We start from the raw sequence: 22,323 nt of genomic DNA on the forward strand, positions 1-22,323 counted from the left end.
CGAAGGGCGGATCACGCGGTGAAGCAACTCAGGCTCGGGGTACTGGCCGGCCTCTTCGCCGCCGCCGGGGTGCTCTCCTGGGGCGGCGCCCGCCTCTGGGACTCCCTGGGCAACCTGCCGAGCGTGCCCCTCGCCGCGCCGATCGTCCTCGCGGTGATCGCGGTCGTCCTGCTGGCGACGGCGCTCTCCGTCCGTTCCCGGCTGCGCGCCCAGCGCGAGCGCCGGCCGGGAGCCAAGGGCATCGAGCCGCTCATGGCGGCCCGAGCGGTGGTCTTCGGCCAGGCCAGCGCCCTGGTCGTCGCCCTGGTCTCCGGGATGTACGGCGGCACCGGCGTCTTCCTGCTCGGCCACCTCGACCAGCCAGCCCGCCGCGACCAGGCGATCTACGCAGGTTTCGCGGTCCTCGCGGGCATCGCCGTCATCGCGGCGGCCCTCTGGCTGGAACGCATCTGCAAGCTCCCCGACGACGAGTCCGGCAACAAGGACTCGGCGGCCGCGTAGACCACCGAGTCCTCGGTTCGCCCGTCCCTCACACGTCGAACGACCGCGCGCCGTCCGGCCGCGCGGGTTCAGCGCGCCATGATCAGGCTCATCGCCTCGGCGCGGGTCGCGGGGTCGCGCAGCTGGCCGCGCACCGCCGAGGTCAGCGTCTTCGCGCCGGGCTTGCGGATGCCCCGCATCGACATGCACATGTGCTCGCACTCCACGACGACGATGACCCCGCGCGGCTCCAGGATCTCCATCAGCGACTCGGCGATCTGCGTGGTCAGCCGCTCCTGCACCTGCGGGCGCCGGGCATAGACGTCGACCAGCCGGGCCAGCTTGGAGAGACCGGTGATCTTTCCACTGGTCGCCGGAATGTACCCGACGTGCGCGACGCCCCGGAACGGCACCAGGTGATGTTCACAGGTGCTGAAGACCTCGATGTCCTTGACCAGCACCATCTCGTCGTGGCCGAGGTCGAACGTCGTCGTCAGGACGTCCTCGGGCTCCTGGTGGAGTCCCGCGAAGATCTCCTTGTACGCCCGAGCCACCCGGGCCGGGGTCTCGCGGAGCCCCTCGCGGTCCGGGTCCTCGCCCACCGCGATGAGGAGCTCGCGCACCGCCGCCTCGGCCCGCTTCTCGTCGAACTCGCCGATCGAACCCTGGCCGTCCAGCGTCACCGGGTCGGTCATCTGTGCCTCGTTCCTCTGAGCTGTCGCCCGTGCATACCCCCGCACGGGCGTACGAAATAGCCGCGCCCCCTCAGGCTAGAACCTGTGGGGGCGCGGCTTCCATTCCGGGCCCGGTGGGATCCCCGTGAAAGGGGCCACACCGGGGGAACGGGGTTTAGCTCTCGGGCCGGTCCTCCGGGACCGCCTCGGTGGCCGGGACGGCGTCCGTGGGGACGGTCGTGCCGTTCGCCGTGGTGGCGCCGTTGGTGAGCGCGAGCTCCTTGGGCGAGAGCACCGGCGGGCGGGTGGACGGCGTACGCCGGGACGAACCGGTCCACGCCGGGCGGGCCGGACGCTTCACGATCGGGGCGAAGATCTCGGCGATCTCCTCCTTGCCCAGCGTCTCCTTCTCCAGGAGCTGGAGAACGAGGTTGTCCAGCACGTCGCGGTTCTCGACGAGGATCTCCCACGCGTCGTTGTGGGCGGTCTCGATGAGCTTCTTGACCTCTTCGTCGACGAGCGCCGCGACCTCTTCCGAGTAGTCGCGCTGGTGGCCCATCTCCCGGCCCACGAAGGGCTCGGTGTTGTCGCCGCCGAACTTGATCGCGCCGAGCCGCTCCGTCATGCCGTACTGCGTGACCATCGCGCGGGCCGTGGCGGTGGCCTTCTCGATGTCGTTGGCAGCGCCGGTGGTCGGGTCGTGGAAGACCAGCTCCTCGGCCGCGCGCCCGCCCAGCATGTACGCCAGCTGGTCGAGCATCTCGTTGCGCGTCGTGGAGTACTTGTCCTCCTCCGGGAGCACCATCGTGTAACCGAGGGCGCGGCCGCGGGAGAGGATCGTGATCTTGTGGACCGGGTCCGCCTGGGGAGAGGCCGCCGCGACCAGGGCGTGTCCGCCCTCGTGGTACGCGGTGATCTTCTTCTCCTTCTCGGACATGATCCGGGTCCGCTTCTGCGGGCCCGCCACGACGCGGTCGATGGCCTCGTCGAGCATCTTGTTGTCGATGAGCTTCAGGTTGCTGCGCGCCGTGAGGAGCGCCGCTTCGTTGAGCACGTTCGACAGGTCGGCACCGGTGAAGCCGGGCGTACGACGGGCGACGGCGCCGAGATCGACGTCCTTCGCGACCGGCTTGCCCTTCTGGTGGACCTTGAGGATCTCCAGACGGCCCTGCATGTCCGGACGGTCGACCGCGATCTGCCGGTCGAAGCGGCCCGGACGCAGCAGCGCCGGGTCGAGGATGTCCGGGCGGTTCGTGGCGGCGATCAGGATGACGCCGCCCTTCACGTCGAAGCCGTCCATCTCGACGAGCAGCTGGTTCAGCGTCTGCTCGCGCTCGTCGTGCCCGCCGCCCATGCCGGCGCCGCGGTGGCGGCCGACGGCGTCGATCTCGTCGACGAAGACGATCGCCGGGGCGTTCGCCTTGGCCTGCTCGAAGAGGTCACGGACCCGGCTGGCACCGACACCGACGAACATCTCGACGAAGTCGGAGCCGGAGATCGAGTAGAACGGCACGCCCGCCTCGCCCGCCACGGCACGCGCGAGCAGCGTCTTGCCCGTACCGGGAGGACCGTAGAGCAGGACGCCCTTGGGGATCTTCGCGCCGACGGCCTGGAACTTCGCCGGCTCCTGGAGGAACTCCTTGATCTCCTGGAGTTCCTCGACGGCCTCGTCCGAGCCCGCCACGTCGGCGAACGTCGTCTTCGGGGTGTCCTTGGTGATCAGCTTGGCCTTGGACTTCCCGAACTGCATGACCCGGGAGCCGCCGCCCTGCATCTGGTTCATCAGGAACAGGAAGACGACCACGATCAGGACGAAGGGCAGCAGCGAGAGCAGGATCGAGATGAACGGCGACTGCTTCGACGGCGAGACCGTGTAGCCCTTGTCGATCGAGCCGCTCTCGAACTTCTTCTGCAGCGTGTCGGCCAGCTGGACGCCCTGGTCGCCGATGTAGCTCGCCTGGAACTTGGTGCCGGACTCGTCCGGGAGCTTCGCGCCCTTCTTCAGCTCGATCTTGATGATCTGTTCGTCACCGGTGGTCAGTTTGGCCTGCGCCACCTGGTCCTTGCTGATCGCCTGGATCACCTGGCCGGTGTCCACCGATTTGTAGCCGCCCGACGAGCCGACGACTGTCATCAACACGACCACGGCGAGGACGGCCAGCACGATCCACATGACCGGCCCACGGAAGTATCGCTTCACGTCCATCCATACGGGGCGAATCCGCCCCGTCCCTCCTGCCCGTAGGTAAATGCTGCTGTGAGAAAAGAAAGACTGTTCTTCGGACGGTACCCCAGCATTGTCACCCGCGAGTGCCGGGGACGTCCGTCAAAACCCGCCTTCGAAGGCCCAACGGCGGGAATCCGTGGAAAGGTTCCCCGCCACCGGTCCCGGCTTCGCCGGGTGCCCGGGAGCCGGGCGGAGGGTTCCGGGAGGAGGTCAGCCGCCGTAGACGTGCGGGGCGAGCGTGCCGACGAACGGCAGGTTGCGGTACTTCTCGGCGTAGTCGAGTCCGTAGCCGACGACGAATTCGTTGGGGATGTCGAAACCGACCCACTTGCAGTCGAGCGCGACCTTGGCCGCATCCGGCTTCCGCAGCAGGGTGCAGATCTCCAGGGAGGCGGGCTCGCGCGAGCCGAGGTTCGACATCAGCCACGACAGGGTCAGGCCCGAGTCGATGATGTCCTCGACGATCAGGACGTGCTTGCCCTTGATGTCGGTGTCGAGGTCCTTGAGGATCCGGACGACGCCGGAGGACTGGGTGCCCGCCCCGTACGACGAGACGGCCATCCAGTCCATGGTGACGGGGGTGGACAGCGCGCGCGCCAGGTCCGCCATCACCATCACCGCGCCCTTGAGGACGCCGACGAGGAGCAGGTCCTTGCCCGCGTACTCCGCGTCGATCTTCGCGGCCAGCTCGACGAGTTTCGCGTCGATCTCTTCCTTGGTGAGGAGCACCGCCTGGAGGTCGGTGCCCATGTCCTTCTCGTTCACCCGCGTCTCTTTCTGTGCCTGCCGGTTTCGGGGGGGTCGCCCCGCACCGGCGCGGCCGCTCTCCTGCGTGTCGGCCGCCGGTGCTTCAGCTCTGCCGAATGACCAGTCTGCCACCCTGACGCATGGCTTCGACGCGTCCGGGCAGGTTGATGGCCCGTTGACCACGCCAGCCGGTGATCAGACGGTCGACTTCCTCGATGTGCCGGGCGAAGAGCGAACCGGCCGGGGAACCGGCCTCCATCACCGCGCGGCGCAGCACCCGGCGGCGTACCGCGGGCGGCAGCGCGTAGAGCTTGGCGCACTCCAGCCGGCCCGCCTCGTCCCGTACGGTGCGGTCGGCCTCGGCGGCCCAGGTGTCCAGCGCGTCGGCGTCGTCACGGGAGAGCTGGGCGGTACGGGCCAGGGCCTCGACGACGCCCTTGCCGAGCGCCTTCTCCAGGGCGGGCAGGCCCTCATGGCGCAGCCGGGAGCGGGTGTAGGCGGGGTCGGCGTTGTGCGGGTCGTCCCAGACGGGCAGGGACTGGGCCAGGCAGGCCGTGCGGGCGGTCTGGCGGTCGAGCTGGAGGAAGGGGCGGCGGTAGCGGCCAGCCGGTCCGGAAGCGGCGGCCATGCCGGAGAGCGAGCGGATGCCGGAGCCGCGGGCGAGGCCGAGCAGCACGGTCTCCGCCTGGTCGTCGCGGGTGTGCCCGAGCAGGACGGCGGCGGCGCCGTGCCGCTCGGCCGCCGCGTCGAGGGCGGCGTAGCGCGCGTCCCGGGCGGCCGCCTCGGGTCCGCCGTCGTGGCCGACGCGTACGGCGATGGCCTCGACCGGGTCGAGGCGCAGGGCGGTGAGGCGGTCGACGACCTCGGCGGCCCGGGTGTCGGAGCCGGTCTGGAGGCCGTGGTCGACGGTGATGCCACCGGCGCGGACGGCGAGCTTGGGGGCCTCGAAGGCGAGGGCGGAGGCGAGCGCCATGGAGTCGGCGCCGCCGGAACAGGCCACCAGCACCAGCGGGGCGTCGGGGCGTTCGGGGAGGGCGGGGCGCTGCCTGCCCGCACCGGCTTCGGCGAGCTCGGGGTGCGGGGCGCGCCGGTCGGGGTCGGCGCTTCGGGTGTGTTCGGTGAGTACGTCGTGGAGTACGCGGCGGACCGCCAGGCGTATCGCCGCGACCGCGGGATGAGGACCCATGTCCGGTGCCCTTCGTGGAGTTCGGGGAGGCGCCTCGGAGTGCCGGACGGGGAGTGTGCCGTCACTCAGAGTGCGTCGATGGTGACAGAGGCAAGCCGTCCATCGAGCATTGCACGCCTTTCCGTGCGCCAACGGTCCCTCGGATGGGTGATTACCCGCGCGTTCGCCCGCTGTCGCCCGTCGTCGGACCGGTGGCGGTCAGGAATCCGCCCGGCGGTGCACCCGTGCGATCCAGTCCGCCGGTTTCGCGATCTCGGCCTTGGTGGGCAGGGTGTTCGGCGAGGTCCAGACCCGGTTGAAGCCGTCCATGCCGACCTCGTCGACGACGGCGCGGACGAACCGTTCCCCGTCGCGGTACTGGCGGAGTTTGGCGTCGAGGCCGAGGAGCCTGCGCAGGGCCTGGTCGAGGCGTCCGGCGCTGCGCGCCCGGCGCTGCTGGAACTTCTCGCGGATCTCGGCGACGGAGGAGACGACCTCGGGGCCGACGCCGTCCATCACGTAGTCGGCGTGGCCTTCGAGGAGGGACATGACCGCGGTGAGCCGGCCGAGGATCTCGCGCTGGCCGGGTGTCTGGACGAGCTCGACCAGGCTGCGTCCGCCGTCCTCGCCGTCCTCGCCCTCGGGACGGCCCCCGGCGAGGGACTGGGCGGCCTCGCGGAGCCGTTCCAGCAGGGTCGTCGGGTCGACGTCGGTCTCGTCGAGGAATGACTGGATCTCACCCTGGAGGTGGTCGCGGAGCCACGGGACTCCGGTGAACTGGGTGCGGTGGGTCTCCTCGTGGAGCGCGACCCAGAGCCGGAAGTCGTGCGGGTCGACCTCCAGCTCGCGCTCGACGTGCACGATGTTCGGGGCGACGAGCAGCAGGCGCCCGCCGCCGTCGGCCCCGGCGGGGAACTCGCGGGTGGCCGGGGCGAAGGTCTCGTACTGTCCGAGGACCCGGGAGGCCAGGAACGACAGCAGCATGCCGACCTCGACGCCGGTGACCTTCCCGCCGACGGCGCCGATCACCGCGCCGCCGGGGCCGCCGGGCCGGCGGTCCTGCATCTTGGCCAGCAGCGGGCGGAGCAGTTCACGGAAGCCCGCGACGTTGGCCTTGATCCAGCCGGCCCGGTCCACGACCAGGACCGGGGTGTCCTCCGGCTCGGCCCCCTCCGGGATCATCCGGGTGAAGGAACGGACGTGCTCCTCCGAGGCCTTGGCGTGGCGGCGGAGCTCGGCGACGACCTCGCGGGCCTCCTCGCGGCTGATCTCCGGCCCCGGGCGCACCAGCCGGATCGCGGTCGCGACCGCGAGATTCCAGTCGACCATCTCGGCACCACCGATGCTCGTCATGCGTCAACCGTACGTGCTCGGGTCCGTCCGCGGTGAGGGGTTGGACGGCTCAATGGGTGCCGGAGGCCAGGGCGGTGGCGAGCTCGTCGAGGGCGGACTGGGCGTCGGCCGGCGAGGTGGTGCCGGAGGCCAGGAAGGCGAAGGCCAGCAGGCGGCCCCGGCGGTCGACGACCGTTCCGGCGAGGGTGTTGACCCCGGTGAGGGTGCCGGTCTTGGCGCGGATCAGGCCGGTGCCCCGGGACGTCCCGGTGTAGCGGTCGCTGAGCGTGCCGCTGAATCCGGCGACGGGGAGGCCGGTGAGGACGGGGCGCAGTTCGGGGTGGTCCGGGTCAGCGGCACGGGCGAGGAGCCCGGCCAGGAGTCCGGCGGTGACCTTGTCCTCGCGGTCGAGTCCGCTGCCGTCGGCGAGGACGGCGCCGGTCAGCGGCAGCCGGAGCTTCTTCAGCTGCGCGGTGACGGCCCGTCGGGCGCCGGCGAAGTCCGCGGGTTCGCCCGCGGCGAGGGCGGTCTGCCGGGCGAGGGCCTCGGCGATGTCGTTGTCGCTGTTGGTCAGGGCGCGTTCGGCCAGGGCGGAGAGCGGGGCCGAGCGGTGCTCGGCGAGCTGCCGGGAGGCGGCGGGCGCGCGGCCGGGCTTCGGGGCGGCGGCGGTGACCCCGGCGTCGTGGAGAAGCCTCGCGAAGGTGCGGGCGGTGTCACCGGCCGGGTCGTCGGTGCGCGGGGCGGGGCCGCTGCTGCTCTTGTCGAGGCGCCCCTCGTCGGTCATCAGGGCACTGAGGGGGGCGATGTTCTCGTTGGGGCCGATCGGGTGCAGGGCCGGGCCGGAGTAGAGGGAGGTGTCGTACGTCAGGCGGACCCGGGTGACGCCCTTCTCCTTGAGGGCGCGGGCGGTGGTGGCGGCCAGCGTGCGCAAGGCGCCCCTGTCGAGGGTGGGGTCGCCGCCGCCGACCAGGGTGACGGCGTGGTGGTCGGCGGTGGCCCGGACGGTGGTGGCGATGCGGTGCTCGGGGCCCAGCGCGTTCAGGGCGGCGACCGTGGTGGCGATCTTGACGGTGGACGCGGGGGTCATGGGCGTACCGGCGCCCTGGCCGTACAGCCGCTCGCCGCTCGCGGTGTCGATGACGACGGCGGCGCGCCGGGTGCCCAGCGCGGGGTCCTCCAGCAGCGGGCCGAGCACGGAGCGCAGGGCGGCGGACGCGCCGTCCGGTGCGGTGCGGGAGCCGGGGGCGGCGTTGTCGACGGCGGCGGTGAGGGCCGCCAGGACGGGCGGGGCGCTGGGCGCGGGCCGCGGACCGGACGACAGGGCGGATTCGTGATCTGCGCCACCTGTGCGGCTCGGCACGGACGCCCGGTCCAGCTCGGCCTTACGCTGACCCGAGTCCCACGGGCCGGCGGCAAGGACGACGCCGGCCGCGAGCACCAGACCGAGACCGGCGGAAACGGCGGTGAACTGGCGGTCGTTCAGCCGCGTCAACCTGATCGCACCGCCCCGGCGGGTGAGGCGCCTCAGTTTGTCCAGCGGGTTGACCGACGGTCTCTTCACCTGCTCGTCCACCGTTGACCAGCCCCTTTCGCGAGCACACATCTGCGTGGGGGACACTTAATCACCAGTCGTATGTGTTGATCATGGAGGAGCCACCCGTGGAGTTCGACGTCACCATCGAGATCCCGAAGGGTTCGCGGAACAAGTACGAGGTGGACCACGAGACCGGTCGAATCCGCCTGGACCGTCGACTCTTCACCTCGACCAGCTACCCGGCGGACTACGGCTTCGTCGAGAACACCCTCGGCGAGGACGGCGACCCGCTGGACGCGCTGGTCCTGCTGGACGAGCCGACCTTCCCCGGCTGCCTCATCAAGTGCCGCGCCATCGGCATGTTCCGGATGACGGACGAGGCCGGCGGCGACGACAAGCTGCTGTGCGTCCCGGCCTCCGACCCCCGGGTGGAGCACCTGCGCGACATCCACCACGTGTCGGAGTTCGACCGTCTGGAGATCCAGCACTTCTTCGAGGTCTACAAGGACCTGGAGCCCGGCAAGTCCGTCGAGGGCGCTGACTGGGTCGGCCGCACCGAGGCCGAGGCCGAGATCGAGGCCTCCTACAAGCGCCTTGAGGCGCAGGGCGGCGCGCACTGACCCGAGGGTCGTGAACGGTTCCGCTTCCGCGGTTCCGTACGGGCGGGCGGTACTCCTTCCGGGCTTCTCCGGCGGGGTGCCGCCCGTTTCACGTGTCCGCCCGGCCGGGCGGACGGCCCGCTTCCGCCCCTGGTCCGGGGCCATGGCCATACTGGGCTCAGGCATAGCCGGTATGGGGAGGAGCGAGGTCGAGTGGTGGCGGAACAGGGCGGTCCCGAGGACCAGAAGCCCCAGTCCGACGAGGCGCGCAGCGCCTTTGTCCCGCCTTCCGGGGTGGAGCGGCGCACGGCTCCGGCCGAGGACGACCATCCGACCTCGGAATTCGCTATTCCGGCCGGTCTCGCGAACGAGTCCACCAGCTCGGGCACGGGTTCCGCTTCGGGGGCCGGCGGGGGGTCGGGTCCGGGTTCGGGTTCGGACACGATCGGTTCCGCGTTCGCCCCGCCGAGCACCTACAGCGCCCAGCACCCGCCGCCCGCCTTCACCCCGGCGCACGGCAGCCCGATGATCCGGCTGAACCAGGAGGCCCCCTGGCAGGACCGGATGCGCACGATGCTGCGGATGCCGGTCGCCGAGCGCCCGGCGCCGGAACCGGCGCAGAAGCCCGACGAGACGGGCCCGGCGGTGCCCCGGGTGCTCGACCTGACGCTGCGCATCGGGGAACTGCTGCTGGCGGGCGGCGAGGGTGCCGAGGACGTCGAGGCGGCGATGTTCGCGGTGACCCGCAGCTACGGCCTGGACCGCTCCGAGCCCACGGTCACCTTCACCCTGCTGACCATCTCGTACCAGCCGTCGCTGGTCGACGACCCGGTGACGGCGAGCCGTACGGTACGCCGCCGGGGTACCGACTACACCCGGCTGGCCGCCGTCTTCCGGCTGATAGACGACATCACCACGGGGGACGTCGAGGTCTCGCTGGAGGACGCCTACCGGCGGCTGGCGGAGATCCGGCGCAACCGGCACCCGTACTCGGGCTGGGTGCTGACGCTGGCCGGTGGCGGGCTCGCCGGGGCGGCGTCGGTGCTGGTCGGCGGCAACGCGGTGGTGTTCCTGGTGGCGGCGGTCGGCGCGATGCTCGGCGACCGGCTGGCCTGGCTGTGCGCCGGGCGGGGGCTGCCGGAGTTCTACCAGTTCGTCGTGGCGGCGATGCCTCCGGCCGCGATGGGCGTGGCGCTGACGCTCACGCACTGGTCGGACGTACGCCCCTCCGCCGTGATCACCGGTGGGCTGTTCGCGCTGCTGCCGGGGCGGGCGCTGGTCGCGGGGGTGCAGGACGGACTGACCGGTTTCTACATCACCGCGGCGGCCCGGCTGCTTGAGGTCATGTACCTGTTCATCGGCATCGTCGTCGGGGTGCTGCTGGTGCTGTACCTGGGGCTCCAGCTGGGCGCCCAGCTGAACCCCGAGGCCCGGTTCGTGCCGCACGACCGGCCGGTGGTGCAGATCCTGGCGTCGATGGCGCTCTGCTTCGCCTTCGCGGTGCTGTTGCAGCAGGACCGTTCCACGGTGCTGGCGGTGACCCTCAACGGCGGGGTGGCCTGGGTGATCTACGGGGCGATGGCCCGGACCGGCAACATCTCGCCGGTGGCGGCCACGGCGACGGCGGCCGGGCTGGTGGGGCTGTTCGGGCAGCTGTTCTCGCGCTACCGGTACACCTCGTCGCTGCCGTTCATCACGGCGGCGATCGGCCCGCTGCTGCCCGGTTCGGCCACGTACTTCGGTCTGCTGGCCGTGGCGCAGGGGCGGGTGATCACGGGGCTCGCCTCACTGTCGACGGCGGTGGCCACCGCGCTGGCCATCGCGATCGGGGTGAACCTGGGGGGCGAGATCTCCCGGCTGTTCATGCGGGTGCCGGGAGCGGTCGGCGGGGCCAACCGCCGCGCGGCCAAGCGGACGCGCGGCTTCTGATCCCCGCCCCGGGACGGTCTCAGCGCTTGGCGTGACGGCCGCGCTGCGGCTGCGGCTGGGCGCCGTCACCGTCACCGGACGCCGCTTCCTTCTTCGACTTGGAACGGGCCCGCAGGAACTCGATCCCGATCGGCACCACCGAGATCAGGACGATCAGGATGAGCATCGCCTCGATGTTCTCGTGGACGAAGTCGATCTTGCCGAGGGCCGAGCCGAGCAGGGTGACGCCGACACCCCAGAGCACCCCGCCGATGATGTTGAAGATGATGAACGAGCGGTAGTTCATCCGGCTCACACCGGCGATGATCGGGGTGAACGTACGCACCACGGGCACGAAGCGGGCCAGGATCAGCGACTTGGGCCCGTACTTCTCGAAGAATTCGTGGGCCTTCTCCACGTTCTCCTGCTTGAAGAGGCGGGAGTCGGGGCGCTTGAAGAGCGAGGGGCCGACCTTGCGGCCGAAGAGATAGCCCACCTGGTCACCGATGATCGCCGCCAGCGCCACCAGCAGACAGACCAGCCAGAGCGGGGACTTCAGCTGGTTCGTGGTCACCAGCAGCCCTGTGGTGAACAGGAGCGAATCGCCGGGGAGGAAGAAACCGATCAGCAGTCCGGACTCGGCGAAGACGATGAGGAGGACGCCGGGAAGTCCGAAGGTGTTGATCAGATAGTCCGGGTCCAGCCAGCTCGGTCCGAGCGCAAGCGTGTTCAAGGGTCCGGGCTCCTGGATAGGTCGAATTGCGGCTGCACGGCCGCTGCGGCTGCGTGGCCGCCCAAAGCTATCAACGCACGATGACACCGCCGGGTTCCAGATGGCCCTTGCGGGCAGGCGCATCGGTCCGGCCGGGGATGCACATCGGCTCAACCCGGACAAAGCTGTCCTCAGGAGGTGCCGGACGATGGGCATTGAGGATTACGGCGGCGGGCAGACGGCCCAGTCGGACGTCCTGGTCGTCACGACGAACGACGTACCGGGATACCGGGTCACGCAGGTGATCGGTGAGGTGTTCGGCCTGACCGTACGCTCCCGCCATCTGGGCAGCCAGATCGGCGCCGGGCTGAAGTCCATGATCGGCGGGGAGCTGAAGGGGCTGACCAAGACCCTGGTGGAGACCCGCAACCAGGCGATGAACCGGCTCGTCGAGCAGGCGAAGGCCCGCGGCGCCAACGCGGTGCTGATGATGCGCTTCGACGTGACCGAGGCCGCCGACGTGGGCACGGAGGTGTGCGCCTACGGTACGGCGGCCGTGATCAGCAGGGAATGAACGGGCGGGCCGAGGGGGCGGGGCCCATGAGGCCGCCGCGGGGCGGGCCCACGAGGCACCCCGCCCCCTCGGCGCTCAGTCCTGGTTCCGGGCACCGTCCTCGATACGCCGGGCGTTGGCCTCGATCGCGTCCCGCAGGTGCCCGGCCAGGCCCGGCCGCATCGCGTCGTAGAACGCGCGGAACCTCGGGTCGGAGACGTACATCTCGCCCAGGCACCGGTGCATCTCGATGCCGCACTCGTGGAACCAGCCCGTGACATGGCGCCGGTGGGCCTCGGCCAGGTCCATGGCGCGCTCGCCGGTGGCCGGTTCCCCGGCCTCCATCAGCGCCACGTAGCTCTCGCTCCACTCGGCCACCTCGGCCTGCATCCGCTTCCAGTCGTCCTTGGTGTACCGGGCGGCCCGGCGCTGGGACTCGGCGTACTCGGCGGTGCCGCCCCAGCGGCGCTCGGCCTCCTCCGCGTGCGCCTCGGGGTCCTTGTCCCCGAAGACCTCGAACTTCTCCTCGGGCGTGAGGTTGATGCCCATCTTCTGCGCCTCCATCGCTTTCTCGACGGCGTCGGCCATCTTCCGGAGCTCGGCGATCCGGCCGGCCAGCAGCCGGTGCTGGCGGCGCAGGTGCTCCTGCGGGTCCGCACCCGGGTCGTCGAGCAGTACCGCGATCTCGTCGAGCGGGAAGCCCAGCTCCCGGTAGAACAGGATCTGCTGGAGCCGGTCGAGGTCCCCGTCGCCGTAGCGGCGGTGCCCGGCCCGGCTGCGCCCGGTGGGCGAGAGCAGTCCGATGCCGTCGTAGTGGTGCAGGGTGCGCACCGTGACCCCGGCGAATCCGGCGACCTGTCCCACGGAGTAGTCCATGGCTTCCCCGCTCCCTTCGTCGATCGGGTACGTCCCGAGCCTCGGTCCTGACGTGACGTGAGGTGCAAGCCCGTATCGCCACCCCGGCGCGGTTAGTGGGGTTATGCGGCTTTTACACCTCTATCGTGAGCCGGTGGCCCCCGAATCCCCCGCCGCCTCGGCCCCCGCCCCCGTACGCCGCCTGCTGCCCGCCATCGTGCCCGCACTGGCCGTCGGGGTGCTGAGCGCACTCGTCCTGCTGGGCGTCAGCCTGATCGCCGAGCGGTTCCAGGACGTGCTCTGGGAGGCACTGCCCGACGCGCTCTCCGTGGGCCGCTACTCCGCGCTCTGGACGATCGCCGTGCTCACCGCGTGCGGGCTGGTGACCGGGCTGGTGATCCGGGCGGTGCCCGGTCACGCGGGCCCCGACCCGGCGACCACCGGGCTGGTCGACCCGCCGCTGCCGCCCCTCGTCGTCCCGGGGCTGCTCCTGGCCACCGTGCTCACCCTGGCGGGCGGGGTCAGCCTCGGGCCGGAGAACCCGATCACCGCCGCCAACATCGCGCTGGCCTGCTGGCTCGGCGGCCGTCTCATGCCCGGCGCCCCGGCCGCGCAGTGGCTCCCCCTGGCCGCCGCCGGAACCATCGGGGCCCTCTTCGGCACCCCGGTCGCCGCCGCGCTGATCCTCACCGAGACCCTCACCTCCCGGCCGCCCGGACCGGGCGCGCTCTGGGACCGCCTCTTCACGCCGCTCGCGGCGGGCACCGCGGGGGCGCTCACCATGACGCTGCTGGCCCGCCCCAGCTTCGACCTGTCACTGCCGCCCTACGACCACCCGCACTGGGGCGACCTGCTCTCCTCGGCGGTGATCGCGTCGGCGGGGGCGGTGCTCGGACTGCTGACGGTGTACGCGTTCCCGTACGCGCACCGGCCCTTCCGGGCCCTCGGGGCCTCCCGGCCCCTCCGGAGGGCGGGAGGCCCCGTCCTGGCGCTGACCGCCGGCGGGCTGCTGCTCGGGCTGCTGGGGGTGCTGGGCGGCCACCTGACGCTGTTCAAGGGGCTCGACGAGGTGCGGGAGCTGGCCGCCGACCCCGGTGGCTGGTCGGCCGGGCAGTTCGCCGTCATGGCCGTGGTGAAGGCGGCCGCGCTCCTGGTGGCGGCGAGCTGCGGCTTCCGGGGCGGGCGGATCTTCCCCGCCGTCTTCGTGGGCGTCGCCCTGGGGCTCTGCGCCCACGCGCTGGCCGGGGCCGTACCGGTGGCCCTCGCGGTGACCTGCGGGGTGCTGGGGGTGCTGCTGGCCATCACCCGGCAGGCCTGGCTGAGCCTGTTCACCGCCGCGGTGCTGGCCGGGGACGCGGCGATGCTGCCGATCCTCTGCGTGGCCTCGCTGCCCGCCTGGCTGCTGGTGACCGGGCGGCCTCAGATGCAGCTCGCCGAGGACGGTACGCCGCTGAGGTGAGGCAGGGCGTCCGGCGCGACGGACGCCCTCCGCTTCCGTATCGTCACACCCGTATGGATTCATACGCGTATGGACCGAATCATCCATAGTCGTCAGCTTCGCCGGAGGTCTCCGCCATGCCCACCCCCGTCAACGTCGCCGTCATCTACTACTCGTCGACCGGAACCGTCGCCACGATCGCCAAGGCCGTCGCGGAGTACGCGGAGAAGGCCGGGGCCGAGGTGCGGCTGCGCAAGGCCGCCGAGCTGGCGCCGCAGGCGGCCATCGACTCCAACGCGGCCTGGGCCGCCAACGCGAAGGCCACCGCCGACATCCCCGAGGCCACGCCCGACGACATGGTCTGGGCGGACGCGGTGATCTTCGGTACGCCGACCCGCTTCGGCAACGTCACCTCCCAGCTCAAGCAGTTCCTCGACACCCTCGGCAGGCTCTGGCAGGCGGGCCACCTCGCCGACAAGGTCTACAGCGGCTTCACCGCCACCAGCACCGCGCACGGCGGCCAGGAATCCACCCTGCTCGCGCTCTACCACTCGATCCACCACTTCGGCGGCATCCTGGTCGCCCCCGGCTACACGGACCCGTCCAAGTTCGTCGACGGCAATCCGTACGGCACCTCTCATGTGGCGGGACAGGGCGACATCCCGGTCGGCGAGCAGACCCTGACCGCCGCCCGGGTCCAGGCCGAGCGGGTCGTGAAGTTCACCCGGGCCATCAAGGACGGCCTGGCCGCCGAGGGCTGACGCCCCCGTACGCCCACGCACACCGACGTACCCAGAGAAGGGCCGCCCGCCGATGCCGCTCCACAAAGGTTCGCCCCCCAGCACGGAACCGTCCCCGGCCCGCAGCAGGCTCGCCCTCAACCCGTTCTACGGGGAGGCCGACCCGGCCGCCGGAATGGAGTCGGCGCCGCCCCGCCACCGGCTGCCCGACGGGCCGATGGCTCCGTCGACCGCGTTCGGGCTGGTCCACGACGAGCTGATGCTCGACGGCAACTCACGGCTCAACCTCGCCACCTTCGTCACCACCTGGATGGAGCCGCAGGCCGGGGTGCTGATGAACGAGTGCCGCGACAAGAACATGATCGACAAGGACGAGTACCCGCGCACCGCCGAGCTGGAGCGGCGGTGCGTGGCGATGCTCGCCGACCTGTGGAACGCCCCCGACCCCTCGGCCGCCGTGGGCTGTTCGACGACCGGCTCCAGCGAGGCGTGCATGCTCGCCGGGCTGGCGCTGAAACGCCGCTGGGCGAACCGGAACGCCCGCCGCTACCCGGCGTCCGCGCGGCCCAATCTGGTCATGGGCATCAACGTGCAGGTCTGCTGGGACAAGTTCTGCAACTTCTGGGAGATCGAACCCCGCCAGGTCCCGATGGAGGGCGACCGCTTCCATCTCGACCCCCAGGCCGCGGCGGAGCTCTGCGACGAGAACACCATCGGTGTCGTCGGCGTCCTCGGCTCCACCTTCGACGGTTCGTACGAGCCGATCGCCGAGCTGTGCGCGGCGCTGGACGCCCTCCAGGAACGCACCGGCCTCGACATCCCCGTCCACGTCGACGGGGCCTCCGGGGCGATGGTGGCGCCGTTCCTGGACGAGGAGCTGAGGTGGGACTTCCGGCTGGGCCGGGTCGCCTCCATCAACACCTCCGGGCACAAGTACGGCCTGGTCTACCCGGGCGTCGGCTGGGTGCTGTGGCGCACGCCCGCCGAGCTGCCCGAGGAACTGGTGTTCCGGGTCAACTACCTGGGCGGCGACATGCCGACCTTCGCGCTGAACTTCTCCCGGCCGGGCGCCCAGGTGGTCGCGCAGTACTACACGTTCCTGCGGCTGGGCCGGGAGGGCTACCGGGCCGTCCAGCAGGCGTCCCGGGACGTGGCGTGCGGGCTCGCCGACCGGCTCGGGGCGATCGAGGACTTCCGGCTCCTCACCCGGGGCGACCAGCTGCCCGTCTTCGCGCTGACCACCGCGCCGGACGTGGCCGCGTACGACGTCTTCGACGTGTCGCGGCGGCTGCGCGAGCAGGGCTGGCGGGTGCCCGCGTACACCTTCCCGGCCAACCGCGAGGACCTGGCGGTGCTGCGGGTGGTGTGCCGCAACGGCTTCTCCTCGGACCTCGCCGCGCTGCTGCTGGAGGACGTCGAGCGGCTCCTGCCCGAGCTGCGCCGCCAGCCGCACCCGCTGAGCACCGACCGGCAGGCGGCCACGGCCTTCCACCACTGACGGCTGTGCCGCGGACCGGGCGGCCCTCCCGCCCGCGAGACGGCCTACGCGTCGTCGCCGGGGTCCGGTACGCCGGTCGCGTACGGGTTCTCCTCGCCCTCGGCGAGCACGCCGACGAAGGGCTCGCCCTCGCCCGCGAAGGTGTACGCCCCGCCCTCGATCCGGTCGATCAGTCCGCGCGTCCACTCGGCCCCGGCGTCCGCCGAGTGGACCCAGAGGTTCATGATCTCGCCGATGTGGCCGATCGAACCGGGCCCGTCCTCGGGTACGTAGTGCCGGGTGACCTCGTCCCGCCAGGCGGCCAGTCCCGCGACCCGCTCCCTGAGCAGCGCGACCGCCTCGGACCGGGTGAGGTCCACGATCCCGCCGAGGGCCGCCGTCAGCACGTCCGGCTTCTGGTCGTACGCGGTCAGCGCGGCGCGCAGCAGCGCGAAGTACTCCGCGTCGCCCCGCCCGGTGATCTCGTACTGCGTGCGGGGCGGGCCGCCCACGGTGCTCGGACCGGTCTCGTGGGCGACCAGCAGTCCCTGCTTCGCCATCTGCTTCAGTGCGTGGTACACCGACCCGGGCTTGGCGCTGGACCACTCGTGCGCGCCCCAGTACTCCAGGTCGTTGCGGATCTGGTAGCCGTGCGCCCGGCCGTGCTGGCGCACGGCGCAGAGGACCAGCAGCCGGATCGCGGACATCGCACGCACCCTCTCTGGTCAACGTTGACCAGAGTAGCCCTTCTCCTCGGCGACCAGCTCGAACGCGGTCCGGCCGTCCAGGGACTCGCGGATGATGTCGGCGTGCCCGGCGTGACGGGCGTGCTCCTCGACGAGATGGGCCAGCAGCCAGCGCATCGAGACCCGGCCGTCCCGCGGGAACCACGGCGCTTCCGGCAGCGGGAAGGTGTCCCCCAGATCGGGCACCGCGCGGATGAACTCCTCCAGCTCGGCCGCGACGCCGTCCCAGAACGTCAGGATGTCCTCGACGGACTCGTCGCCGACCAGCCGGAAGGAGTCCGCCCAGGTGCTCTCGGTCCGGACCTTCTCGTTCGGCTGCCGCTGGGCCATCCGCAGCCAGTTCAGCTCGGTCTCGGCGACGTGCTTGACCAGCCCGGAGAGGGAGAGCGCGCTGGCGCTGGGGCGGCTCGCGGCCTGCTCGGCGGTCAGTCCGAGCAGCGAGCGCCGCAGCGCGCCGCGCTGGGCCTCGACGAAGGAGAGGAGCATGCCGCGCTCGTCGCCGGGGGTTTCGGAAGGAACGTGGGTAACCATGGGGTCCGCCTCGGTGGTCCGTGCCGGTTCTTCCTGACACCCATCAAGCTACGGACCCTTGCGGACACTTAGTGTCCGCAACTCTCCCGTCCGGAAAGGGCACGGAGGAGAACGTCAGAAGGGAAACGCGCTCCGGTCGTGGCGGATCGAGACCCACCGCCGGGTGGTGAAGGCGTTCACCGCCGCCTCGCCGTTCAGCCGCCCCAGCCCGGACGCCTTCTCGCCGCCGAAGGCCACCAGCGGGTCGTCCTGCACGGTGGAGCCGTTGACGTGGAACATTCCGCTGACGGCCCGCCGCGCGAACCGCACCCCGCGCTCGACGTCCCGGGTGTGCACGGCGCCGCTCAGCCCGTACGGGGTGTCGTTGACGATCCGTACGGCCTCGTCCTCGCCCTCGAAGGGCACCAGCAGCGCCACCGGGCCGAAGATCTCCTGGGAGAGCAGCGGGGAGTCCTCGGGCAGGCCGGTGAGCACCGTGGGCTCCACGAGGTTGCCCCGGGTGCGCCCGCGGACGAGCGCGGTGGCGCCGTCGGCGACCGCCTGGTCGACCAGCGCGGTCAGGGCGTCGGCCTGGAAGGTGTTGATGACCGGGCCGATCCGGGTCTCCGGCTCGCGCGGGTCACCGGTCCGCAGCGCGGCCACCGCGGCGGCGAACCTGGCGGTGAACTCCCGCTCGATCCGGCGGTCCACCAGGATGCGGTTGGCGGCCATGCAGACCTGCCCCTGGTAGAGGAAGCGGCTGAAGACGGCCGCCTCGACCGCGTGGTCGAGGTCGGCGTCCTCCAGCACCACCAGGGCGCTGTTGCCGCTGAGTTCGAGGATGGTCCGCTTGAAGTGACCGGCCGCCACCGCGCCGACCCTGCGGCCGACCCGGTCCGTGCCGGTGAACGAGATCACCTTCGGTACCGGATGCTCGATGAAGGCGTCGCCGATCTCGGCGACGTCGGTGACCAGGATGTTGAGCAGCCCGGCGGGCAGACCGGCGTCCTCGAAGATCTTCGCGAGCAGGGTGCCCCCGGTGACCGGGGCGTTCTGGTTGGGCTTGACGACGACCGCGTTGCCGAGGGCGAGGGCCGGTGCGACGGACTTCATCGCCACCAGGAAGGGGAAGTTGAAGGGGGTGATCACCGCGACGACCCCGACCGGCAGCCGGTAGACGCGGTTCTCCTTGCCGTCGTCCGGGGAGACGGGGAGGCTGCCCGGCGGGTGCAGGGCCCGGCGGATCGCGTCGCGCAGGAACTCCTCGGCGAGCCCGACCTCGTACTCCGCCTTGCCCCGGGTGCCGCCCACCTCGTCGATGATCGCCTCGACGATCGGCTCGCGCAGTTCGCCGATGACGCGCAGCGCGCGCTCCAGGACCTCGCGTCGCCGGTAGGCCCCGGCGGCGGCCCAGGGACGCTGGGCGCGCTCGGCCGCGCGATAGGCCTGATCGACCTCGTGGGCGGTCGAGATGGTGATCGCGGCGAGTTTCTCCCCGTTGTAGGGGTTGAAATCGATGATGTCCCACGAGCCGCTACCGGTCCGCCACTCACCGTCGATGTATTGGTGGGCCAGCTCGTAGAAGAAGGACATGCGATCCCTTAACTCAGGTGCAGACTCCCGTCGAACCGTCATCGTACTGACAAGTCAGGTCAGTTGGAGCAGACCACGGAGCAGGTCACGGCTCTCCTCCGGGCCCGGACTGTCGCCGTGCAGCCGGGTGATGGCCTTTTCGTACTGCGCGACTTCCTCCGCCTTGTCCAGATAGAGCGCACTTGTCAGCTGCTCCAAATAGACAATGTCCGACAGGTCGGATTCCGGGAATCGGAGCATCGTAAAGGAGCCGCCCTCTCCGGCGTGACCGCCAAAACTGAACGGCATCACCTGAAGAGTGACGTTGGGCTGCTCCGACATTTCGATCAGATGCCGCAGCTGTCCGCGCATCACCTCACGGTCGCCATAAGGCCGACGCAGCGCCGCCTCGTCCAGTACGGCGTGGAAGTGCGGGGCGCGCTCGGAGACCAGCGCCTTCTGGCGCTCCAGCCGCAGCGCCACGCGCCGGTCGACCTCGACGGCGGGCGCGGCGGCGCCCATGCCCCGGGTGACGACCGCGTGGGCGTACGCCTCGGTCTGCAACAGCCCGTGAACGAACTGAACTTCGTACACTCGAATGAGTGACGCCGCCCCCTCCAGGCCGATATATGTCTGAAACCAGCCGGGCAGTACATCCCCGTAGCTGTGCCACCAGCCCGCCACATTGGCCTCCCGGGCCAGGCCGAGCAGGGCGTCGCGCTCCGTCTCGTCCGTGACTCCGTAGAGCGTGAGCAGGTCCTCGACGTCCCTGGCCTTGAAGCTCACCCGTCCCAACTCCATGCGGCTGATCTTCGACTCGGAGGCCCGGATCGAGTAGCCGGCCGCCTCACGGGTGATGCCGCGCGAATCGCGCAGCCTCCTGAGCTGCGAGCCCAGGAGGATGCGCCGCACCACAGATCCACTCGACTCGCCTGCCGCCACCGCTCCGGTCCTCCCCATCGCTTCCTGGGCACCGGGGTTCCCCCGTGAACCCCAAGTGCCGGATTCTGCCATCAAAACGCTTCAGCCCGTACTCATTCGATTACGGAAATAGCAAGCCTTCCAGAACCGTTCGAAAATACCCACCGGAAGAAATGACCAAGAACCGGCACGGGTTCGGACAGGTCAGGCGCGTGCACGTGCATCTGCCCTTGCATCTGCCCAACGCATTGGGAACCATGGGGCTCGCGCACCTGCGTGCTCGTTCGTGTTGTGCCGCTGTACCCCCCGCAGTACCGATACAGCCGCGAATCCCGGGAGTGCCTCGCATGGGGACGAATGGATCGACGATGCTCGAGCCGTTACGGCAGGGGCTTCCCCCCATCGATCCCTCAGCCGTCTCCGGATCGGCCACCTGCACACTGCCCGCCCGCCTCGAAGCCGTGGGCGGAGCAAGGCGGTTCACCCGGACGACGCTGAACGGATGGGGCCTGGCCGAACGCTTCGACGATGTCGCACTGGTGGTCTCCGAACTCGTCACCAACGCGCTGCGGCATGCCGTGCCCGCGGACGGCGCCGCGGGCGAGTCCCCGGACCCGGCCGTCCGGCTGCACCTGATGCGCTGGAGCTCGCGCCTGGTGTGCGCCGTGCGCGACCCCAGCCAGGAGAGCCCGGTCGCCTCCCAGGCGCCGGACTGTGCCGAGTCGGGCCGTGGCCTCTTCCTCGTGGAGTCCTTCAGCGACTCCTGGGGCTGGCACCCGTTGCCGGGCACGGACGAGTTCGGCGCCGTGAAAGCGTCACGCGGCAAGGTGGTTTGGGCCCTGTTCCGGGTCTGAGGACTGTCCCGTACTCCCTGGTGGATCAGCGTGGGGCGTCAGACGCGGTGCATCGTGAGGCGGAGGGACGCCCGAATACTGGATGCATCCGGGCGTCCCGGCAACGCGGCGAGGCGCCGTGGCTGTCGTCGCACGCCCGCCAGGGATGACGGGCCAGCCCTTAGGGGCAACACGAGCGGCGGAGCCGGGCGGGTCGTCGTGCGACGATCCGCCCGGCTCCGCCGTGTGATGTATCCGACATCATCGCGGGGCGCGCTCCGTACCGTTACGGAATGCGATCAGCCGCCCGCTACGAGGTGATCGAACTCCCCGTCCTTCACCCCGAGGAGCAACGCCTCTATCTCGGCGGGCGTATAGACCAGCGCCGGTCCGTCGGGGTGGCGCGAATTCCGCATCGCCACATCTCCGTCGGGCAGTTTCGCGAACTCCACGCAGGAACCCTGGGAGTTGCTGTGTCTGCTCTTCTGCCAGACGACTCCGCGAAGCTCTGTGGCCGCCATGCCGTTGTACACGTGGTGCACAGGACGCTCCCGAGTTGCAAGGTGCAAGTGTCAACTGTCCCGGATCATAGCTGTGTTCAATTCTTGCTGCATGAGCAGATGCATGCGCCGATGCACGTGCACGGGGGGTGTTCCCGCGATTACAGCTTTTACTCCCCAAGGACAGACGCGCGGGACGCCGCTTCGGATCCATCTGCCCTCGACGGATCTCTCCATCCCCTTGTATCCCGCTGATAACTTGGCTCGGTCTTTTGTCGGCAAGGGGGGAATTACAGATGCACAGAATCGCACGCACCGGCGCCGTGCTCGCCGCCGGTCTCCTGGCCTCGCTCGCGCTGACCGGCTGTGGCGGCGACAGCGGAAAGAACGACGCGCCCGGCGGTGACGGCGGGTCCGGTACGGAGCAGTCCGGCGAGGCCCCCGGCGGCGAGTCCGGCGGCAGCGGCGGCTCCGGGGCCGACGCCGCCGCGCTGGAGGGCGGCTGGGCCGGAAGGACCGACGGCAAGGCGGTCGTCCTGTCGGTGTCGTCGGGGAAGGCGGCGCTCGTCACCGAGCAGCGCGCCTGCACCGGCACGGCGCAGGGCTCGGGCCGGGTGACGCTCACGCTGAAGTGCGTCGACGGCGGCGACGACCGCACCACGGGGTCCGTCGAGTCCAACGACGGGAAGACCCTCGTGGTGTCCTGGGACAGCGGGGTCCGCGACACCCTGGCCAAGACCGCGGCGGGCGCTCTGCCGTCCGGGCTTCCCGATCTGGCGGATCTGCCGGCGTCCTGATCC

At 70.9% G+C, this 22,323-nt stretch carries 22 protein-coding genes; 9 read left to right on the forward strand and 13 right to left on the reverse strand.

Annotated elements, in window-relative coordinates; genetic code table 11:
• Positions 1-18 precede the first annotated feature (18 nt).
• Positions 19-501 carry a DUF3180 domain-containing protein gene (locus ACFVWY_RS23250; RefSeq protein ID WP_389875559.1) on the forward strand — a complete coding sequence of 161 codons (483 nt, stop codon included), beginning with the start codon at positions 19-21 and terminating at the stop codon, positions 499-501.
• 68 nt (positions 502-569) lie between these two features.
• Here the strand turns inward: ACFVWY_RS23250 and folE are convergent, their stop codons facing one another.
• From folE to dacB, 6 genes are all read right to left on the reverse strand, one after another.
• Positions 570-1,175: a GTP cyclohydrolase I FolE gene (gene folE, locus ACFVWY_RS23255; RefSeq protein ID WP_389875562.1), complete on the reverse strand. Its 606-nt coding sequence runs from the start codon at positions 1,173-1,175 to the stop codon at positions 570-572.
• A gap of 154 nt (positions 1,176-1,329) precedes the next feature.
• Positions 1,330-3,360 (reverse strand): ATP-dependent zinc metalloprotease FtsH, encoded by a 2,031-nt coding sequence (gene ftsH / locus ACFVWY_RS23260; RefSeq protein WP_389875564.1) that lies wholly within the window; start codon positions 3,358-3,360, stop codon positions 1,330-1,332.
• Between the two features lie 231 nt (positions 3,361-3,591).
• Entirely contained in the window at positions 3,592-4,131 is a 540-nt protein-coding gene (hpt, locus tag ACFVWY_RS23265) for a hypoxanthine phosphoribosyltransferase (protein WP_389875752.1), read from the reverse strand.
• 100 nt (positions 4,132-4,231) lie between these two features.
• Positions 4,232-5,314 carry a tRNA lysidine(34) synthetase TilS gene (gene tilS, locus ACFVWY_RS23270; protein WP_389875567.1) on the reverse strand — a complete coding sequence of 361 codons (1,083 nt, stop codon included), beginning with the start codon at positions 5,312-5,314 and terminating at the stop codon, positions 4,232-4,234.
• A 198-nt stretch (positions 5,315-5,512) separates the two neighbouring features.
• The gene (locus ACFVWY_RS23275) at positions 5,513-6,646 is read right to left on the reverse strand and encodes a zinc-dependent metalloprotease (protein WP_389875569.1); all 1,134 of its coding nucleotides are present in this window, start codon (positions 6,644-6,646) and stop codon (positions 5,513-5,515) included.
• A 49-nt stretch (positions 6,647-6,695) separates the two neighbouring features.
• Positions 6,696-8,198 (reverse strand): D-alanyl-D-alanine carboxypeptidase/D-alanyl-D-alanine-endopeptidase, encoded by a 1,503-nt coding sequence (dacB, locus tag ACFVWY_RS23280; protein WP_389875571.1) that lies wholly within the window; start codon positions 8,196-8,198, stop codon positions 6,696-6,698.
• 86 nt (positions 8,199-8,284) lie between these two features.
• On the opposite strand from dacB, the gene ACFVWY_RS23285 reads away from it, so the two are divergent.
• Positions 8,285-8,779: an inorganic diphosphatase gene (locus ACFVWY_RS23285; protein ID WP_073789594.1), complete on the forward strand. Its 495-nt coding sequence runs from the start codon at positions 8,285-8,287 to the stop codon at positions 8,777-8,779.
• A 192-nt stretch (positions 8,780-8,971) separates the two neighbouring features.
• Positions 8,972-10,687 (forward strand): threonine/serine exporter ThrE family protein, encoded by a 1,716-nt coding sequence (locus ACFVWY_RS23290; protein ID WP_389875573.1) that lies wholly within the window; start codon positions 8,972-8,974, stop codon positions 10,685-10,687.
• A 19-nt stretch (positions 10,688-10,706) separates the two neighbouring features.
• Here the strand turns inward: ACFVWY_RS23290 and ACFVWY_RS23295 are convergent, their stop codons facing one another.
• Entirely contained in the window at positions 10,707-11,399 is a 693-nt protein-coding gene (locus tag ACFVWY_RS23295; protein WP_389875575.1) for a DedA family protein, read from the reverse strand.
• A gap of 187 nt (positions 11,400-11,586) precedes the next feature.
• Between ACFVWY_RS23295 and ACFVWY_RS23300 the strand changes: the two genes are divergently transcribed.
• Positions 11,587-11,952, forward strand: a complete 366-nt coding sequence (locus ACFVWY_RS23300) for a YbjQ family protein (protein WP_389875578.1) — start codon at positions 11,587-11,589, stop codon at positions 11,950-11,952.
• Positions 11,953-12,027: 75 nt separating this feature from the next.
• Here ACFVWY_RS23300 and ACFVWY_RS23305 read toward each other — a convergent pair whose 3' ends face one another.
• Positions 12,028-12,807, reverse strand: coding sequence for a MerR family transcriptional regulator (locus tag ACFVWY_RS23305; protein ID WP_389875580.1), 780 nt, complete (start codon positions 12,805-12,807; stop codon positions 12,028-12,030).
• A 103-nt stretch (positions 12,808-12,910) separates the two neighbouring features.
• Here ACFVWY_RS23305 and ACFVWY_RS23310 point away from each other — a divergent pair, with 103 nt between their 5' ends.
• The 3 genes from ACFVWY_RS23310 to ACFVWY_RS23320 all read left to right on the forward strand — a co-directional run bounded on the left by ACFVWY_RS23310 (position 12,911) and on the right by ACFVWY_RS23320 (position 16,462).
• Positions 12,911-14,245 (forward strand): ion channel protein, encoded by a 1,335-nt coding sequence (locus tag ACFVWY_RS23310; RefSeq protein ID WP_389875583.1) that lies wholly within the window; start codon positions 12,911-12,913, stop codon positions 14,243-14,245.
• A 116-nt stretch (positions 14,246-14,361) separates the two neighbouring features.
• Positions 14,362-14,985 (forward strand): NAD(P)H:quinone oxidoreductase, encoded by a 624-nt coding sequence (gene wrbA, locus ACFVWY_RS23315; protein ID WP_389875585.1) that lies wholly within the window; start codon positions 14,362-14,364, stop codon positions 14,983-14,985.
• A gap of 52 nt (positions 14,986-15,037) precedes the next feature.
• Entirely contained in the window at positions 15,038-16,462 is a 1,425-nt protein-coding gene (locus ACFVWY_RS23320) for a glutamate decarboxylase (protein WP_389875587.1), read from the forward strand.
• A gap of 44 nt (positions 16,463-16,506) precedes the next feature.
• Here ACFVWY_RS23320 and ACFVWY_RS23325 read toward each other — a convergent pair whose 3' ends face one another.
• The 4 genes from ACFVWY_RS23325 to ACFVWY_RS23340 form a co-directional block, all read right to left on the reverse strand.
• Entirely contained in the window at positions 16,507-17,148 is a 642-nt protein-coding gene (locus ACFVWY_RS23325; protein WP_389875590.1) for a PadR family transcriptional regulator, read from the reverse strand.
• Between the two features lie 18 nt (positions 17,149-17,166).
• Positions 17,167-17,718: a DinB family protein gene (locus ACFVWY_RS23330; protein WP_389875592.1), complete on the reverse strand. Its 552-nt coding sequence runs from the start codon at positions 17,716-17,718 to the stop codon at positions 17,167-17,169.
• A 114-nt stretch (positions 17,719-17,832) separates the two neighbouring features.
• Positions 17,833-19,290, reverse strand: a complete 1,458-nt coding sequence (locus tag ACFVWY_RS23335) for an aldehyde dehydrogenase family protein (RefSeq protein WP_389875595.1) — start codon at positions 19,288-19,290, stop codon at positions 17,833-17,835.
• A gap of 54 nt (positions 19,291-19,344) precedes the next feature.
• Positions 19,345-20,229 (reverse strand): helix-turn-helix domain-containing protein, encoded by an 885-nt coding sequence (locus ACFVWY_RS23340; protein WP_389875598.1) that lies wholly within the window; start codon positions 20,227-20,229, stop codon positions 19,345-19,347.
• A 329-nt stretch (positions 20,230-20,558) separates the two neighbouring features.
• On the opposite strand from ACFVWY_RS23340, the gene ACFVWY_RS23345 reads away from it, so the two are divergent.
• Positions 20,559-21,044, forward strand: a complete 486-nt coding sequence (locus tag ACFVWY_RS23345) for an ATP-binding protein (RefSeq protein ID WP_389875601.1) — start codon at positions 20,559-20,561, stop codon at positions 21,042-21,044.
• Positions 21,045-21,322: 278 nt separating this feature from the next.
• Here ACFVWY_RS23345 and ACFVWY_RS23350 read toward each other — a convergent pair whose 3' ends face one another.
• Positions 21,323-21,565, reverse strand: a complete 243-nt coding sequence (locus ACFVWY_RS23350) for a DUF397 domain-containing protein (protein ID WP_266690134.1) — start codon at positions 21,563-21,565, stop codon at positions 21,323-21,325.
• A gap of 254 nt (positions 21,566-21,819) precedes the next feature.
• Here ACFVWY_RS23350 and ACFVWY_RS23355 point away from each other — a divergent pair, with 254 nt between their 5' ends.
• Complete coding sequence (locus ACFVWY_RS23355; protein ID WP_389875602.1) at positions 21,820-22,320, forward strand: hypothetical protein; 501 nt, start codon at positions 21,820-21,822, stop codon at positions 22,318-22,320.
• The last annotated feature ends 3 nt before the right edge of the window (positions 22,321-22,323 follow it).

The sequence above is a fragment of the Streptomyces sp. NPDC058195 genome, from assembly GCF_042883525.1.
Lineage (GTDB): Bacteria > Actinomycetota > Actinomycetes > Streptomycetales > Streptomycetaceae > Streptomyces.

Bases quoted from the DNA above. Each gene is read 5' to 3' on its own strand.
- ACFVWY_RS23345 (WP_389875601.1), top strand. From the start codon at position 20,559: ATGCTCGAGCCGTTACGGCAGGGGCTTCCCCCCATCGATCCCTCAGCC.
- ACFVWY_RS23310 (WP_389875583.1), top strand. From the start codon at position 12,911: ATGCGGCTTTTACACCTCTATCGTGAGCCGGTGGCCCCCGAATCCCCC.
- ACFVWY_RS23335 (WP_389875595.1), bottom strand. From the start codon at position 19,290: ATGTCCTTCTTCTACGAGCTGGCCCACCAATACATCGACGGTGAGTGG.
- ACFVWY_RS23325 (WP_389875590.1), bottom strand. From the start codon at position 17,148: ATGTCCGCGATCCGGCTGCTGGTCCTCTGCGCCGTGCGCCAGCACGGC.
- ACFVWY_RS23355 (WP_389875602.1), top strand. From the start codon at position 21,820: ATGCACAGAATCGCACGCACCGGCGCCGTGCTCGCCGCCGGTCTCCTG.
- ACFVWY_RS23340 (WP_389875598.1), bottom strand. From the start codon at position 20,229: ATGGGGAGGACCGGAGCGGTGGCGGCAGGCGAGTCGAGTGGATCTGTG.
- ACFVWY_RS23330 (WP_389875592.1), bottom strand. From the start codon at position 17,718: ATGGTTACCCACGTTCCTTCCGAAACCCCCGGCGACGAGCGCGGCATG.
- wrbA (WP_389875585.1), top strand. From the start codon at position 14,362: ATGCCCACCCCCGTCAACGTCGCCGTCATCTACTACTCGTCGACCGGA.
- hpt (WP_389875752.1), bottom strand. From the start codon at position 4,131: ATGGGCACCGACCTCCAGGCGGTGCTCCTCACCAAGGAAGAGATCGAC.
- ftsH (WP_389875564.1), bottom strand. From the start codon at position 3,360: ATGGACGTGAAGCGATACTTCCGTGGGCCGGTCATGTGGATCGTGCTG.
- ACFVWY_RS23300 (WP_389875578.1), top strand. From the start codon at position 11,587: ATGGGCATTGAGGATTACGGCGGCGGGCAGACGGCCCAGTCGGACGTC.
- folE (WP_389875562.1), bottom strand. From the start codon at position 1,175: ATGACCGACCCGGTGACGCTGGACGGCCAGGGTTCGATCGGCGAGTTC.
- tilS (WP_389875567.1), bottom strand. From the start codon at position 5,314: ATGGGTCCTCATCCCGCGGTCGCGGCGATACGCCTGGCGGTCCGCCGC.
- ACFVWY_RS23275 (WP_389875569.1), bottom strand. From the start codon at position 6,646: ATGACGAGCATCGGTGGTGCCGAGATGGTCGACTGGAATCTCGCGGTC.
- ACFVWY_RS23320 (WP_389875587.1), top strand. From the start codon at position 15,038: ATGCCGCTCCACAAAGGTTCGCCCCCCAGCACGGAACCGTCCCCGGCC.
- ACFVWY_RS23305 (WP_389875580.1), bottom strand. From the start codon at position 12,807: ATGGACTACTCCGTGGGACAGGTCGCCGGATTCGCCGGGGTCACGGTG.